Below are 15,933 nucleotides of genomic sequence, written 5' to 3'. Positions count from 1 at the left end.
AGCGGGGTCGCGATGCGGCCGATGCCTGCTAGCGCCGATACCGCGCCACCACCATCACGACGCCACCCGCGACAAGCCCCCAGAAGGCGCCGCCGATGCCGAAGACGGTGAGGCCGGAGGCGGTGACGAGGAAGGTCACGACCGCGGCCTCCCGGTCCGCGGGCTCCGACAGACCGGCGACGATGGCGGCGCCGAAGCTGCCCAGCAAGGCGAGGCCGGCGACGGCCTGGATCAGGATCGGCGGCGCCGCGGCGATGAAGGCGGCGGCGGCGGCGGAGACGATGCCGAAGGCGCAGTAGCCTATCCCCGCCACCACGGCGGCCCACCAGCGACGGGATCGCTCGGGATGCGCGGTCTCACCCGCGCAGAGCGCCGCGGTGATGGCGGCCAGGTTCACCCCATGCCCGCCGAGCGGCGCGGCCGCCAGGCTGAACAGCCCCGTCGCGGTAAACAGCGGCCCGGGGTCGGGCCGGTAGCCATTCACGTTCAGCACCGCCATGCCGGGGATGTTCTGCGACGCCATCGCCACCAGGAACAGCGGCAAGGCGAGGCCCATCATCGCGGTCGTGTCGAAGACCGGCATGACGAAGACGGCGACGGGGGCGAGGGAGACCGCGCCCAGGTCCGGCGCCTGCCACCACAGCAGCCCGGCCGTGACCAGCACGGCGGCGGGCACGGCCAGCAGGCGGTTGAAGCGCCCGACCAGCAGCCAGGTCAGCACCACGGGCAAGGCGAGCGCCGGCATTTCCTGCACCGCGCGCACCGGCGCCAGGCACAGGCCGAACAGCACGCCGGCCAGCATGGCATTGGCGATGGGCGCGGGGATGCGCGCCACGGCGCGGCCGAGCGGCTTCCAGAGCCCCGCGACCAGCACCAGCAGGGCAGCGACGATGAAGGCGCCGACGGCGGCCGGGAAGCCGCCATCGGGCACCGCGGAGCCCGCCAGCAGCGCGGCACCGGGCGTGGACCAGGCGACGGTGATGGGCAGGCGGCGCCAGAGGCTCAGCACCACGCCGCAGAGCCCCATGGCGATGGCCAGCGCGGTGAGGCCCGAGGCCGCCTGCGCCGGGCTGGCGCCGACCGCCGTCAGCCCCTGGAGCACCACGGCGAAGGAGGAGGCGAAGCCCACGAAGGCGGCGAGGAGCCCGGCGAAGAGGGCCTGGGCGGAGAAGGAGGCGCGCATGGGGCGGGTTGAAGCACCGGGGGGCGCCGGTGGCTACGGGGCGGTGGCTACCGCCCGTGCGTCACCCCGCCTCGGGGTCGAACAGGTAGCCCACGCCGCGGACGGTGCGGATGGCCATCGGGCGGGCGGGGTTGCGCTCCACCTTGCGGCGCAGGCGCATGATGCGAAGGTCGATGGCGCGGTCGAAGGCCTCCGGCTCCTCATCCCCGCTGGTGCGTTCCAGCAGCCAGTCGCGGTGCAGGGCGCGGTTCGGGTTGTCCACGAACAGCTTCAACAGTGTGAACTCACCTTCGGTGAGGGTGTCCTCACGCCCATCGGCGGTCAGCAGCAGGCCGCGCTTAAGGTCGAGCACGGCGCCGCCCATGCGGATGCGGCCGGGGGCCAGGTTTTCCGGTCTCTGCGGGCTGGCCGCGGCCTCCGCATGGGCGCGGCGCATCACGGCGCGGATGCGGGCCAGCAATTCGCGGGGCTCGAAGGGCTTGGTGATGTAGTCGTCGGCGCCGGATTCCAGGCCGACCACGCGGTCCACCAGGTCCCCCGCCGCGGTCAGCATGATGATGCCGATGCCCGGCGACAGCGCGCGCATCCAGCGGGCAAGGGCGAAGCCATCCTCCCCGCCCGGCAGGCCCACATCCAGCAGCACGGCGTCGGGCATGGCGGCGGCGATGGCGGCGCGGAAGCTGGTGCCATCCGCCACCCCCTCCACCGCGAAGCCCTGGCCGGAGAGGTAGGCGCAGACGGTCTCCCGCTGGAACGGGTCGTCTTCCACCACCAGCAGGTTGGTCGTGCCTCCGGCCATGCCACGCTCTCCCGTCACTGTAATCTTCGCCCGCCTTGGGTTGCGCCGAAAGGCCGGCGCCGGGTCGACTCGGGCGGGCGGGCTGGCGAAACAGGTGAAACAAACCGTTGCACGGCGCGAAACACAAGAAGCGGCACCAATGAGGCATAGTGATCCCATGCCCGATAACGACCGGCCCGCCGGCGCATTGCCGCCGGACGAGGTCGCCAGCCTGCAGGCGGAAGCGCTGGCGCATCTCGCCGGTCCCTTCGCCCTGTTCGCGGCGGATGGGCGGCTGGTCTCCTGCAACCCGGATTTCGCGCGGCTGCTGCCGCCGGATGGCACGCCGCCCGCGCCGGGCGCCACGCTGCGCGACCTGCTGGCGGCGATCGGGCAGGCGGGGGGGGCGGCCAATCCCGGCCTGGCGCGGCTCGAGGACCCGGACGCCTGGCTGCCAGCGGTGGGAGAGGGCGAGCGCGTCACGCTGTGGCGCACGGCATGCGGGGCCTGGTTCCAGGTGCATCTGCGCGCCATGTCGCGCGGCCTGGTGCTGACGGCCGCCGACATCACCGACCTCAAGCGGCAGGAGGAAGCGCTGTCCGCCGCGCGGACGACGCTGGAGACGGTGTTCGACCACATGACCGACGGCGTCGTCATGTGGGACGCCGAGATGAAGCTGCAGTTCTTCAACAAGGAGACGATCCGCGTCGGCGAGTTCCCGGTGCACATGGCCTACAAGGGCGTCAGCGTCCTCGACGTCATGCGCTACCAGGATGAGCGCGGCGAGTTCGGCCCGCCGCCGCGTGACAAGGCGGAGCTGGAGGCGCGGGTGGCGCAGCGCGCGGCGCTGCTCAACCGGCCGGGCGGCGTGTCCTACATCCGCCGCACGCCGGGCGGGCTGTGGCTGGAGGTGAAGACCATCCCGGTGCGGGGCGGCGGCGCGGTGCTGATGTACCGCGACGTGACGGCGCTGAAGCAGCGGGAGGAGGAGCTGGCGGCGGCGCGGGCCATGCACCGCCTGATCCTGGACAGCATGACGGATGGCGTCGTGCTGATGGACCGCGATCTCAACTTTCTGCTGGGCAACCGCGCCGCGGTGGAGTTCTTCGGCCTGCCGGACACGATCGGCAAGCCTGGCGCCTCCGCCGTGCAGGCGATGCGCTACCGGCTGCGGCGCGGCGATTTCGGGCCGGTGCCGGCGGATGAGGCCGGCTTCGAGGCGGCGGTCGAGGCACGGCTTTCCATCGCGCGCCACCCCGGCAGCACGCCGGTGCAGGTCCGCGGTTCCAACGGCGCCTGGATCGAGGCCTCGTCGGTGGCGACGCCCGATGGCGGCGTGCTGGTGATCTACCGCGACATCTCCACGCTCAAGGCGCGGGAGGAGGAACTGCAGGCGGCGCGGGAGACGCATGAACTCGTCCTCGACAGCATGCAGGACGGGCTGGTGCTGTGGTCGCCGGCCTTCCGCGTGCGACTGATGAACCGGCAGCTCGCGCATTTCTACGGCATCCCCGCCTTGCTGGCGCGGCCGGGGGCGGAGGGGCGCGACATCCTGCGCCTCATGCTGCGGCGGGGCGACTATGGCACGCCGCCGGCGGAAGGGGCCGCGATGGAGGCGGCGGTGGAAGCCCGCGCCGCCGCCATCATGGGCGCGGGCAGCGAGCCGGACATCAGGCTCTCCCCGGCCGGATACTGGATGGAGATCACCCGGCAGCGTCTGGCGGATGGCAGCGTGCTGTCGGCCTATCGCAACATCACGCGGCTGCGGGCGCGGGAGGATGAGCTGCGGGAGGCGCGCGACCATGCCCGCGCGGCGCAGACCAGCCTGGCGGTGACGATCGAGCATATGAGCCAGGGGCTGCTGATGTTCTCCCCGGACCGGCGGGTGCAGGTCATCAACAGCCGGGCGATCGAGCTGCTGCGCCTGCCGCCCGGGCTGGCGACGGAGGGCGCGCGGCTGGAGGATATCGCCGCCTGGCAGCTGGCGCGGGGCGAATACGACCAGGACGAGGCCGCCGGGCGGCGGGCACGCGCGGTGCTGGCGGGCGGGCCGATGGAGCAGGGCCATTACGAGCGGCGGATGCCCGATGGCGCGGTGCTGGAGGTGCATTCCGTCACCATGCCGGATGGCCGCAGCGTGCGGACCTTCACCGACATCACCGACCGCAAGCGGCAGGAGGTGGCGCTGGCGGAGGCGCGGGACGCCGCGCGCGGGACCTATGCCGCGCTGACCGCGACGATCGAGGCGATGGGCCAGGGGCTGCTGCTGGTGGACCCCGAGGGGCAGGTCAGCGTCATCAACCGGCGCGCCGCCGAATTGCTGGCGCTGCCGGATGCGCTGGCCAGGCCCGGCGTGCGCTTCGCGGAGATGGTGGCCTATCAGCGCGCCCGCGGCGACTACGACAGCAGCGCGGAAGGCGCGGAACAGACGCGAAGGGCGCTGGCCGACGAACCGATGGAGGAGAAGCGCTACGAGCGCGCGCGCCGTGACGGCATGGTGCTCGAGGTTCATGCGCGGCGGATGGAGGATGGCTCCATGGTCCGCACCTACACCGACATCACCGATCGCAAGCGGCAGGAAGGCGCGCTGGCCGCGGCGCGGGATGCGGCGGAGGCGGCGAACCGCGCGAAATCCGCCTTCCTCGCCGCGATGAGCCACGAGATCCGCACGCCGATGAACGGCGTGCTCGGCATGATCGAGGTGATGGAGCGCACGCCGCCGGGCCCCGCGCTCGCGCGCTGCGTGGCGGTGATGCGGGACAGCGCGGGATCGCTGCTGCGGATCATCGATGACCTGCTCGACTTCTCCAAGATCGAGGCGGGGCGGATGGAGCTGGAGGCGCTGCCCTTCTCGCTGCGCGGTCTTGTCGAGGGCGCGGTGGAGACGCTGGCGGTGGAGGCGAAGCGGAAGGGGCTGCTGCTGTTTGCCGATCCGCTCGGCCCGGTCACGCCGCATGCGCCGGACATGGTCTCGGCGGATCCGGTGCGGGTGCGGCAGATCCTGTTCAACCTGGTCGGCAACGCCATCAAGTTCACCGATGTCGGCTTCGTGCGGCTGCGGTGCTCCGCCCGGCCGGAAGCGGGGCCGGAGGGCGTCGTGATCGTCGTGACGCTGATGGTGGAGGATAGCGGCGTCGGCATGACGGCGGAGCAGGTCGGGCGGCTGTTCCAGCCCTTCGCGCAGGCCGACAGTTCGACGACGCGGCGCTTCGGGGGCACGGGACTCGGGCTTTCCATCGTGCGGCGCCTGGCGCGGCTGATGGGGGGCGATGTGGCGGTGGAAAGCACGGCGGGGCGGGGCAGCCGCTTCACCGTCACGCTGCGGCTGCTGCCGGCGGAGCCGATGGAGGCGCCGCCCGTGCTGGCCGCGCCCGTCCTGCCGCCGCTGGACGGGGAAGCCGCGCCGCGGCTGCTGGTGGTGGATGACCACCCCGTGAACCGGGAAGTGCTGGCCCGGCAGCTGGAACTGCTGGGCTGCATCGCCGACATGGCGGAGGACGGGGCGCAGGCGCTGGCGCTGTGGCGCCAGGCCCGCCACCGGGTGGCGCTGGTGGACCTTCACATGCCCGTGATGGACGGGGTGGACCTGGCCCGCGCGATCCGGCGGGAGGAGGAACTGGCGCCGGGTAGCGCGCGCACCGCGCTGGTGGCCGTCACCGCCAATGCGATGCGGGGCGAGGATGAGCGCTGCTACGCCGCGGGGATGGATGCCTTCCTCGCGAAGCCGCTGGCGCTGGATGCCCTGGCCCGCGTGCTGGGCCGCTTCATGCCGCAGACGCCGGGGCGGCTGGAGACGGCGGTGGCCGAGCCCGGGCCGATGCTGTTCGACCCCGAGGCGCTGCGCGGCCTGTTCGGCAGCGATCCCGCGCGGCTGGCCGGGCTGCTGAACACTTTCCGGGAAGGGGTGAAGCGGGACGGGGAGGCGGTGGCGGTGGCGCTGGCGGCGGGCGACCTGGAGGGCGCGGCAGCGGCGGCGCACCGGCTGAAGGGCGCGGCGCGCATGGCGGGCGCCAGGCCGCTGGCCGATCTGCTGGCGGCGGTGGAGCAGGCATCCCGCGACGGGCGGGCGGTGGAGGCGGGGGCGGCGGCCTCCGGCCTTGGGTCACTGGCCGAGCGGACGGTGGCGGCGACGCTGGCGGAGGGGCAGGGCCCGGCCTAGGACCCTTAGTCGCAGGCGCAGCCGTCGGTCGGCGTCTGGGCGGCGCGGACGATGTGGTGGTCGATCCATTCGGAGACCAGGCGCCGGGCTTCCTGCATGGACGCTTCCGGGTGGTGGATGCGGTAGAGCGTGGTGCAGGCGGTGAAGGCCTGCATGTCGGCTTCCCCGCCATCGCGCAGTTCCCGATACGCGGTCACGACGGCGCGTTCGCAGCGGCGGGCGATGTGGCTGAATTCGCGGCCCATGGAGGCTCCCGTCGTCGGTGTCAGGTAGGCGATGTCAGGTCAGGCACGGCTGGCAGGATAGTGGCGTCTGCGAGTCAGTTGAGAATAATTCTCATCTGCATGGCCGTTTATACGACGAGGCCGGTCGTCGGTTCAAGTGACGGCGTCGCAATCCCGGTGGGGGGCTCGGTCGGGCCGGAAATCCCCGCCGGATCACTCCGGCGCGAAATCCATCGCCCTGGTGTAGCCGTCGAGGCGCGGCGCGTGGCGGCGGCCGGCGCGATGAGCCCAGAGGTGCATCTGGTGGTGCAGCGGGATCAGGGCGACGTCGCGGAAGGCGATCTCCGTCGCCTGGATCAGGATGCGCTCCCGCGCCCCGTCATCCAGCTCGGCCAGTGCCTGGTCGAGCAGCGAATCGAAGGCGGGGTTGGCGTAGCGGCCGCGGTTGAACTGGCCGCGGCCACGGGCCTCGTCCACCGTGCCGAGCAGGGTCACGAGGGGGGAGGTGGGCTCCCCGGTCTCGACGTTCCAGAGGCCGGTCCAGAAGCTGAATTCCCGGTTGCGGCTGCGGGCGACGTGCATGACGTGGGGCATCGCCTCCACCGTCGTGCGGATGCCGGTGCGGGTCAGCATCTGGGCGACGGCCTGGCAGATCTGCTCGTCATTCACGAAGCGGTTGTTCTGGCAGTGGATGACCAGGCGGAAGCCCTGGGGGTAGCCGGCCTCCGCCAGCAGGGCGCGGGCGCGGACGGGGTCGAAGCCCGGCGGGCCGAGTGCGGGGGCGTGGCCATAGGCGCCGGGGGGCATGAACTGTCCGGCGATTCGCGCCTGGCCGCCCATCACGCGGTCCACGATGGCGTCGCGCTGGATGGCGATGGACAGCGCCTCCCTCACCCAGTGGTCCAGCAGGGGGTTGCGGGGCAGCGGGCTGCCATCGGTGGCGGCGATGCCGGGGGGCACGCGGTCCGTCACATCCAGGTGGAAGCCGGCGACGGCGGGGGCGACGAGGGTGGAGACCCGCAGCCGCGGATCGGCGGCGAGCCGTGGCAGGTCCTGCGGCGGCGCGGCATCGATGGCATCGAGGTCGCCCGCCAGCAGCGCCGCGACCCGCGTGGCGGGCTGCGCCATGTTGCGGATGGTGGCGCGGGCCCAGGGGGTGGCGGGGCCCCACTATGAATCGTTGCGGGCCATCGTCACCTGGTCGCCGCGCGCGAAGGCCGTCAGGCGGAAGGGCCCGGTGCCGATGGCGGCGCGGCCGGCATCGAAATCCGCCGTGGTGGCGCCGGTCGCGGGGATGATCGGGACCTGGCTGAGATAGACCGGCATCAGCGGGAAGGGTGCGGCAGTGCGAAGGATGACGGTCGCGGCATCCGGCGTCTCCACCGCCGTGATCTGCCGGAGATAGACGGCGAAGGAGGAGGGGCTGCCAGGCAGATTCGCCGCGCGCGCGATGGTGTGGGCGACATCGGCGGCGATGAGCGGCGCGCCATCATGGAACGTCACGCCGGGGCGGAGCGTGAGGCGCCAGGTTGTTGAATCGGTCGCCGTCCACGCCGTGGCCAGCGCCGGGGTCGGGCGCTGCTGGGCGTCCAGGGCGACGAGCGGTTCATACAGGTGGGCGGCGAAGCCCTTGTTGCCGCCGAAATTGTGCCAGTGCGGGTCGAGGCTGTTGGGAAACAGCTCGACGCCGAGCCGGATCTCCTGCGCCGCGGCGGGGGCGGCGAGGAAGGCCAGGCAGGCGAGGAGGCGGGCGGCGCGGGGCATGGGCGTGGTCTCCGCCGCGTCGATCCGGGCCGCGCGGCGGCCACGACGATCCGGGCCGCGCGGCGGCCACGACGATCCGGGCCGCGCGGCCGGCCGCAACCCGGATAATGCAGCGCGGCGTGATGCCGGGACGGGATCAGGCGGGCGGATGGCACCGTGCGATGGCGGCGCGGGCCAGGCCATCGATCGTGTCGCAGACCGGGAAGGGCAGCACCGGGCCAGCGGCGATGCCCAGCGGGATCTCCGTGCAGCCGAGCACCACGGCGCGCGCGCCGCGGGCGATGAGCAGGCGCGCGGCCTCCGCGAGGGGGGAGTAGGCGCCGGCGACGTCATTGGCCTTCACCAGCGTGATGCCGGGGGTGACGAGGCGGTCCATCTCCTCGGCGGTGGGGGTCAGGCAGGTCCAGCCGCGGGAATCGAGGCGGCCCTGGTAGAGGCGCATGGCGAGGGTGCCGGCGGTGCCCATCAGGCCGATCGGGCCGGGGGTGACGCCCTGGCGCCGCAACTCGGCCTCCGCCGCATCGACGATGTGGAGGATGGGCAGCGCGGTCGCCGCCTGCATGGCCTCGAACCACCCATGGGCGGTGTTGCAGGGGATGGCGATGGCGGTGGCGCCGGCGGCTTCCAGCCCGCGGATGCCGCGCAGCAGGGCGGGCAGGGGGTCCTCTCCGCCCGCGATGCGGGCCGCGGTGCGGTCCGGCACGCGGGGGTCGGACCAGAGCACGGCCGGGATGTGGTCCTGGTCCCGCAGCGCGGGGGTCAGCAGGGTGAGGCGCAGCATGAACTGCGCGGAAGCGAGCGGACCCATGCCGCCGAGGACGCCGAGCATCAGAGCAGGCCCTTCATGCCGTCATACACAAGCTTGGTGCCGCTGACCGCGAGCATGACATAGACGATCCGGTAGAAGACCTTGTCGCTCATCCTCCCCTGCAGCCAGATGCCCATGCGCACGCCCACCGGCACCAGGGGCAGCAGGCAGAGGCTGGTCAGGATATTGGTGAGGGAGAGCTGGCCGAGCAGGAAGTAGGGCACCAGCTTCACGTAGTTCACCACGCCGAAGAAGACGACGGTGGTGGCGGCGAGTGCGGCGCGATCGAGCCTCAGCGGGTAGAGATAGACGGCCAGCGGCGGACCGCCGGCATGGGCGATGGTGCTGGTGAGGCCGGACATCATGCCCCAGAACGCGCCCTTCGCCCGGCTGCTGGTGGCCGGGGGCGGCGCGACGCGGCCGGGGCGGCCCTGCCACAGGCTGCGCGCGAGGAAGATGAGGGCGATGGCGCCCACCATCAGCTTCACCGCGGCATCGGGCAGGAAGCCGAAGATGGCGGCGCCGATGGCCACGCCGAGCAGCCCGCCCGGCATGATGATCCAGAGCTGCGCCACCGACCACTTGCCCCACCAGGCCTTGAGGGAGGCGATGTCCATGGCGCAGAGCAGCGGCAGCGCGATGCCGGCCGCCTGCGGCGCGGGGATCACCAGCGACATCAGCGGCACCATGGAATTGCCCGCGCCGGAGGCGAAGCCCGCCTTGGTGATGCCGGTCAGCAGCACGGCGGGAATGGCAAGCCCCCAGAACCAGGGGTCAGCGATGATCGGCAAGGATTGCGTCCTGGGAAGGCCCCGGATGGGCCGATGGGGGTGACGCCGCGGGATGCGGACTGTATGGCACGGCCATTGCTGCACTGCGGCGAGAACGGCGCAAGAGCGTTCCCCCTCCTACCATCAGAGAGTGGCTTCCTTGGACCATATGTACGATCCGCTGTGGCTGGCCGGGCTGGCCGCAGCGATGGCGGCGACCGGGCTTTTCTCCGGCCTGCTTGCCGGGCTTCTCGGCGTCGGCGGCGGCATCGTCATCGTCCCCGTCCTGTTCAGCATCTTTCCGCTCTTCGGCATTCCGGAGGAGGTGCAGATGAAGCTGGCGGTGGGGACATCGCTGGCGACGATCATCCCGACCTCCATCCAGTCCGCCCGCAAGCACTTCGCCAAGGGCACGATGGACGTGCCGCTGCTGCGGTCGCTGGTGCCTTCCATCGCGGCCGGCGTGCTGATCGGCACGCTGCTCGGCATCGTGGTGCAAGGGGGTGCGCATACCGCGGTCTTCGCCGTCATCGCGCTGCTGGTCGCGGTGAACATGGGCTTCACGGGCGTGGACTGGAAACTGCGGGAGAGCTTCCCGACCGGGAAGCGGCGCCATGCCCTCGGCACCTTCATCGGCGGCATCAGCGCGATGATGGGGATCGGCGGCGGCACGGTGGGGGTGCCGATCCTGTCCATGTTCGGCGCACCGATCCGCAGCGCGGTGGCCACCGCGAGCGCCTTCGGCGTCATCATCTCCATCCCCGCCACCATCGGCTTCATCTATGGCGGCTGGGGCAACGCGATGCTGCCGCCGCTCAGCCTGGGCTATGTCAACCTGATCGGCTTCGCGCTGATCGTGCCGGCAAGCCTGATCGCGGCACCCTGGGGCGTGCACCTCGCGCATTCCATCCCGCCGCTGCTGCTGAAGCGGTGCTTCGCGGTGTTCCTGGGGCTGACGGTGGTGCGGATGTTCTGGAGCCTGGTGACGTAGTTCAAACCCGCCAGGGCAGCGTCCCCGCCGGCAGGCGGCGGCCCGCCAGCGTCGCCAGCGCCATCAGCGCGGCGCTGAGCAGCAGGGCGAGGCAGGAGACGGCGGCGGCCAGCGGGGACTGGCCGCTTTCCTGGAGGTTGAAGACCAGCACGCCGAGCGTCTGCGTCCCGGGGCCGTAGAGCAGGGAGGAGACCGTCACCTCGTTCACCGCGGTCAGCGACACCAGGATGGCGCCGGCCGCCAGCGCCGGGGCCAGCGGCGGCAGGTGCACGCTGAACAGGCGGCGCAGCGCGCCCGCGCCCATGCCGCGCGCGGCCTCGTCCAGCGTGGGGTCGAGCCGTGCTGCGGCGGCGGCGACGGGGCGCAGCGCCAGCGCCTGGAAGCGGGTGAGGTAGGCCAGGCCGATCAGGCCGAGCGTGCCGTAGAGCGCGCCGCCGCCCGGCAGCGACAGCACCACCAGGATGGCGGCGACGCTGGTGCAGGCGCCGGGCAGCGCATAGGGCAGGTCCGTCGCGGTGGTGGCGATGCGCACCGCCCGCGCCCGCATCGCCATGGCGATGGGCAGTGCCGCCAGCGCCAGGACCAGCGCCGCGCCGGTGGACAGCAGCAGGGAATTGCCGAAGGACCGCGCGGTCTGCGCGCCGGGGGCGAGGGCGGTCAGGAAATGCCGGAGCGTGGCGGTCCCGGACGACAATTCCATGCCGATGGCGGGCACCAGCGCGGCGGCCACCAGCGCCAGCATCGGCACCAGCAGCACGATGCCGAGGTAGAGCAGCACGCCGGCCAGGGCGGCGGCGCGGGCAGGGGGCGGCAGGGCCAGGGCCTCGAAGGCCAGGCGCCCGGCGGCGGGCGCGCGCTTCGCGGCGATGGCCTGCAGCACCAAGGCGGGCGCGGCCATGGCGGCCAGCAGCAGGGCCAGCGCCGCGGCCTGCGCCAGGCTGGCGGTGCCGCCGGCCGAGAGCCTCTGCCAGATCAGCACCGGCAGGACCGGCACGCGGGCGGGGATGCCGATCAGCGCACCCACGCCGAAATTGCCGAGCGCCGCCACATAGGCAAGGCCCGCCCCGGCCAGCAGCCCCGGCGCCAGCAGCGGCCAGACCGCGCGGCGCAGCGCCTGGTCCGGCGTCGCGCCCAGGCCTCGGGCGGCCAGCACAACCTCCCCCGGCACGCGCCGCAGCAGGGCGGCGATGGCCAGGAAGACCAGCGGCGTGGCCTGCACCGCCAGCAGCGCCACCATCCCCGCGGCCGAATAGATCGGGTTCGGCGTGCCGATGGGCGGCGCCAGGTCGAGCGCCAGCAGCAGGGGGGAGGCCGGGCCACCGGCCTGGATCCAGCCCAGCGCCATGACCTGCGCGGGCACCAGCGCCGGCAGCACGGCGCAGAAGATCAGCGCGCCCCGGGCGGGCAGGCCGCGCAGCAGCAGCGCCCAGGCCAGCGCGCCCCCCGCGACGGTGGCCAGCCCGGCGGCGCCCAGCGCCAGGACCAGGGACCAGAAGGCGGCGCGCCAGGTGGCGGGGTCCGCGATGGCGGCGGGCAGGGCCGGGCCGGCCAGGCTTTCCGCCAGCAGCCGGGCCAGCGGCAGGGCGCCGACCAGCAGCAGCCAGGCCACCGCCAGCGCGACGGTCGCCTTCCCGGGACCCTCCCTGGTCAATCAGCCGCCGATGAGCTGGGCGAAGCGGCGCAGGATTTCCTCCTGCTCCCGCGCCGCGCGGGCGGCGTCGAAGGGCATGATGCGGATGCTGCGCGGGTCGGGGAAGCCTGCGGGCGGGGCCACTTCCGGATCGATCGGCAGGAAGCCCTGGCGGGAGGCCAGTTCCTGGCCCTCCCGGCTCAGCAGGAAGTCGATGAAGGCGATGGCGGCGGGCGCGTTGCGGGTGGTGGACAGGATCGCCGCCGGTTCCGTGATGGCGGAGACGCCGTCCTCCGGGAAGACGAAGCGGACGGGGGCGCCGTTGCGCTGTTCGCGGATGGGCAGGTAGTCGATGGCGATGCCGAAGGCGCGCTCCGCCCCCGCCACGGCCTGCATGACGGGGCCGTTGCCGCCGCGGGCCTGCACGCCGTTGCGGACCAGCTTCTCCACATAGTCCCAGCCCAGCGCCGGGTTCTGCACCAGCGCCGTCACATGGATCGCGGCGGCGCCGGAGACGGCGGGGGAGGGCATGGCCACCTGGTTGCGGGCGCGGGGCTGCAACAGATCCTCCCACTTCCGCGGCGCGAAGGGCGCGCGGGCGTGGTGCATGATCCCCGTGGTGATGAGCTTGGTGCCGAAATAGGCGCGGCCGGGATCGACCTGGCCGGGCGGCGTGCCGGCGGTGGCGACTTCCGGGCTCGGGCGCAGGCGGCCTTCCGCGCGGAGGCTTTCGAAGGTCAGCCCATCGGCGAGCAGCAGGATGTCGGGGCGGGGCTGGCCGGCGGCGATCTCCGCGCGGAGCCTGGTCATGATCTGGCCGGTGCCGGCGCGGATCCATTCCACCGTGACGCCGGGGTGGCGCCGGCGGAAGGCCTCCACCGTCTGGGCCGCGTCGGGTTCGAGCTGGGAGGTATAGAGGACGAGCGGGCCGTTGAGCCCTTGCGCCAGGGCGGGACGGGCCAGGAGGGCGGTTGCCGCCAGACCGAGTGGGCGCCTGCCGAATGCCATGCCGTGCTCTCCCCCTTCATACCGCGGTGGCGCCGGTTTCACGGCATCCCCGCCGGAGCCATCTACCGGCGTCCTCGCGTTCCGGGCAGGGGGGGTATGTGAAGTTCCTGTGTCGCCTTGCCTGGTGGTGCGCCACCCCGCCGGGGGTCCCCCGACCCCCGGCGCGGCGGCGAAGGCGTCAGGGTGGGGTCATGAAGTTGGCCGTGGCGCTGGCGCGGCCGATCAGGGACCGCATCTCCGGCGCCGTGTGCCCGTCCTCCGCCGTCAGGGCATCCATCGGGCAGAAATACTCATGCGGCTGCGGCATCTGCGACCGCGCGAAGCCGAGGTAGTGGCGCGACTTCAGCCCGTAGAGCACGCGCAGATCCCGCACCGGCAGCACCAGCGGTTCCGTCGGCATGTCCCGCAGCAGGCGGATCAGCTTCCAGCGCGGGGTCCGGTCCTCCGGCCCCACCGGGTCCAGCAGCCAGCGCAGCGGACAGACGACGAGCAGCGAGGTGGTGGAGGGCGCGAAGCGGGCGCGCTTGTCCTGGAGGTTGGCGATGGAGCCGCAGGCCTCGATGCAGAGGATGTCGGCGTAGCGGTCGGCCGGGTCCGGGCTGAAATGCAGCCAGAGGCCGTCCGGGATGGTCCGGTAGGTGTTGGTCCCCGGCAGCTTGAGGAAGGGCTGGGCGACGAGCGTCGGCTCCCCCGGCCTGCCCCGCAGCCAGGTGCCGGGCTGCTTCGGCGTGACGGTCACGCCGGGCGGCTGCTGGGGCCAGAGCCGCAGCCGCGCCCGCACCAGTTCGTCCAGCACCTTGCCGGAGCCGATCCTGAGCATCTCACGCATTTGGTTTAAGTCCCCCTGTGGATATCAACCCTACATAGATAGATTCCCGGAACCCGTTGCGCTTTCAAGGCGTTTTTTCCGAATCCGTTAAGAAAATGCCTGCTCCGGTTGTAGATGCCGTCCAGATGCGGCCTCCTGGTGTGGTGGTGGTGGGCAGTTCAGCGGGGGCGGGTGGGTCCTCCGCAATTGCGGAAGTCGAGTTTTCCACAAGGATTCAATTGCTTGGCGGTTCGCCGCAATTGCCGGCCGCGTCGCCGCAATTGCAGCGCGGTGGAGGGAGGGGGTGGCGTAGCTTGCGTCTTTTGCAATGGCCGATTGCCGTCGGCGCATGGGTCCGGCGGGCTGGAAGGCCAGCGGTTGGGCACCGGGAGGGGTGGGGGCGGCCCGGGCGGTGGGCAGCGAAAAGCCCCGCCGGCGGGGCCGGCGGGGCTCTGGCAGGCTCGGCGGGGCGGCTGGTTCAGCCGCGGCTGGCGACGGGCACGTAGTCCCGCTTCGCCGGGCCGGTGTAGATCTGGCGGGGGCGGCCGATGCGCTGCGCCGGGTCTTCCACCATCTCCTTCCACTGGGACACCCAGCCGACGGTGCGCGCTACGGCGAAGATCACCGTGAACATGCTGGTCGGGATGCCCATCGCCTTCAGGATGATGCCCGAATAGAAGTCGACATTCGGGTACAGCTTGCGGCTGACGAAGTACTCGTCCTCCAGCGCCACCTTCTCCAGCGCCATCGCCATGTCCAGCAGCGGCTCGTCCTTGATGCCGAGCTCGGCCAGCACCTCATGGCAGGATTGCTGCATGATCTTCGCGCGCGGGTCGAAGTTCTTGTAGACGCGGTGGCCGAAGCCCATGAGCTTCACGCCGGAGTTCTTGTCCTTCACCTTCTCGATGAAGGCGGGGATGTTCTCCACGCTGCCGATCTCGGCCAGCATCTTCAGAACAGCCTCGTTCGCGCCGCCATGGGCGGGGCCCCAGAGAGCTGCGATGCCGGCGGCGATGCAGGCGAAGGGGTTGGCGCCGGTGGAGCCGGCCAGGCGGACGGTGGAGGTGGAGGCGTTCTGCTCATGGTCCGCATGCAGGACCAGGATGCGGTCCATCGCCTTCGCCAGGATGGGGGAGACGGTATAGGGCTCCGCCGGCACCGCGTTCAGCATGTGCAGGAAGTTGGCGGCGTAGCTGAGGTCGTTGCGCGGATACACGAAGGGCTGGCCGAGGGCATACTTGTACGCCATGGCCGCGATGGTCGGCACCTTCGCGATCAGGCGGAAGGCCGCGATCTCCCGCTGCCGGGCGTCATTGATGTCGAGGTTGTCGTGGTAGAAGGCCGCCAGCGCGCCGACCACGCCGCACATCACCGCCATCGGGTGGGCATCGCGGCGGAAGCCGTCGAAGAAGCGGCGGATCTGCTCATGCACCATGGTGTGGTAGGTGACGCCCTTGCGGAATTCCGCGAGCTGGGCGGCATTGGGCAGATTGCCGTTCATCAGGAGGTAGCAGACCTCGATGAAGTCGGAGCTCTCGGCCAGCTGCTCGATCGGGTAGCCGCGGTAGAGCAGGACGCCTTCGTCGCCGTCGATATAGGTGATCTGGCTCTCGCAGCTCGCCGTCTCGCCATAGCCGGGGTCGAAGGTGAAGACGCCGAGATCGGCGTAGAGCTTGCGGATATCGACCACATCCGGGCCGATCGAGCCCGACAGGACCGGCAGCTTTGTGCTGCGGTTCGAGCCGTCGAGCGTGAAGGTGACGGACCCGTTGGGGGTTGTGGTCATATGATGCTTCCTCGCACTCGGGGG

The 15,933-nt window shown here is 72.0% G+C and carries 11 protein-coding genes and 1 pseudogene; 2 read left to right on the top strand and 10 right to left on the bottom strand.

Annotation, left to right across the window (positions count from 1 at the left end; translation table 11 throughout):
- Window positions 1-28: 28 nt before the first annotated feature.
- The gene (locus BM041_RS08525) at window positions 29-1,183 is read right to left on the bottom strand and encodes a benzoate/H(+) symporter BenE family transporter (protein WP_092958362.1); all 1,155 of its coding nucleotides are present in this window, start codon (window positions 1,181-1,183) and stop codon (window positions 29-31) included.
- 61 nt (window positions 1,184-1,244) lie between these two features.
- A complete protein-coding gene (locus tag BM041_RS08520; RefSeq protein ID WP_092958360.1) occupies window positions 1,245-1,982 on the bottom strand; it encodes a response regulator in 738 nt (245 codons plus the stop codon).
- A gap of 157 nt (window positions 1,983-2,139) precedes the next feature.
- On the opposite strand from BM041_RS08520, the gene BM041_RS08515 reads away from it, so the two are divergent.
- Window positions 2,140-6,120 (top strand): PAS-domain containing protein, encoded by a 3,981-nt coding sequence (locus tag BM041_RS08515; protein WP_092958358.1) that lies wholly within the window; start codon window positions 2,140-2,142, stop codon window positions 6,118-6,120.
- Window positions 6,121-6,125: 5 nt separating this feature from the next.
- On the opposite strand, the gene BM041_RS08510 is transcribed toward BM041_RS08515, so the two are convergent.
- From BM041_RS08510 to BM041_RS08490, 4 genes and pseudogenes are all read right to left on the bottom strand, one after another.
- On the bottom strand, window positions 6,126-6,365 hold the full coding sequence (locus BM041_RS08510) for a hypothetical protein (RefSeq protein ID WP_092958356.1): 240 nt from the start codon (window positions 6,363-6,365) through the stop codon (window positions 6,126-6,128).
- A gap of 192 nt (window positions 6,366-6,557) precedes the next feature.
- Window positions 6,558-8,108: pseudogene (locus BM041_RS31150) on the bottom strand (ABC transporter substrate-binding protein).
- A gap of 136 nt (window positions 8,109-8,244) precedes the next feature.
- On the bottom strand, window positions 8,245-8,937 hold the full coding sequence (gene cuyB, locus BM041_RS08495) for a cysteate racemase (protein ID WP_092958350.1): 693 nt from the start codon (window positions 8,935-8,937) through the stop codon (window positions 8,245-8,247).
- The gene (locus BM041_RS08490) at window positions 8,937-9,707 is read right to left on the bottom strand and encodes a sulfite exporter TauE/SafE family protein (RefSeq protein ID WP_092958348.1); all 771 of its coding nucleotides are present in this window, start codon (window positions 9,705-9,707) and stop codon (window positions 8,937-8,939) included. The genes cuyB and BM041_RS08490 overlap by 1 nt, the downstream gene beginning before the upstream one ends.
- Before the next feature lie 148 nt (window positions 9,708-9,855).
- On the opposite strand from BM041_RS08490, the gene BM041_RS08485 reads away from it, so the two are divergent.
- Window positions 9,856-10,677 carry a sulfite exporter TauE/SafE family protein gene (locus tag BM041_RS08485; RefSeq protein ID WP_092958346.1) on the top strand — a complete coding sequence of 274 codons (822 nt, stop codon included), beginning with the start codon at window positions 9,856-9,858 and terminating at the stop codon, window positions 10,675-10,677.
- Window position 10,678: 1 nt separating this feature from the next.
- Here the strand turns inward: BM041_RS08485 and BM041_RS08480 are convergent, their stop codons facing one another.
- From BM041_RS08480 to gltA, 4 genes are all read right to left on the bottom strand, one after another.
- Entirely contained in the window at window positions 10,679-12,328 is a 1,650-nt protein-coding gene (locus tag BM041_RS08480; RefSeq protein ID WP_092958344.1) for an ABC transporter permease, read from the bottom strand.
- Window positions 12,329-13,315: an ABC transporter substrate-binding protein gene (locus BM041_RS08475; protein ID WP_092958342.1), complete on the bottom strand. Its 987-nt coding sequence runs from the start codon at window positions 13,313-13,315 to the stop codon at window positions 12,329-12,331. It lies immediately after the preceding gene.
- 178 nt (window positions 13,316-13,493) lie between these two features.
- Window positions 13,494-14,144 (bottom strand): hypothetical protein, encoded by a 651-nt coding sequence (locus tag BM041_RS08470; protein ID WP_245761981.1) that lies wholly within the window; start codon window positions 14,142-14,144, stop codon window positions 13,494-13,496.
- A 457-nt stretch (window positions 14,145-14,601) separates the two neighbouring features.
- Window positions 14,602-15,909, bottom strand: coding sequence for a citrate synthase (gene gltA / locus BM041_RS08465; RefSeq protein ID WP_092958340.1), 1,308 nt, complete (start codon window positions 15,907-15,909; stop codon window positions 14,602-14,604).
- Between the last annotated feature and the right edge of the window lie 24 nt (window positions 15,910-15,933).

The sequence above is a fragment of the Falsiroseomonas stagni DSM 19981 genome (genome assembly GCF_900114315.1).
Taxonomy (GTDB): Bacteria; Pseudomonadota; Alphaproteobacteria; order Acetobacterales; family Acetobacteraceae; genus Falsiroseomonas; species Falsiroseomonas stagni.
Note: the sequence above shows the minus strand (reverse complement) of the source record. Positions and strands in the feature narration are given on the sequence as shown.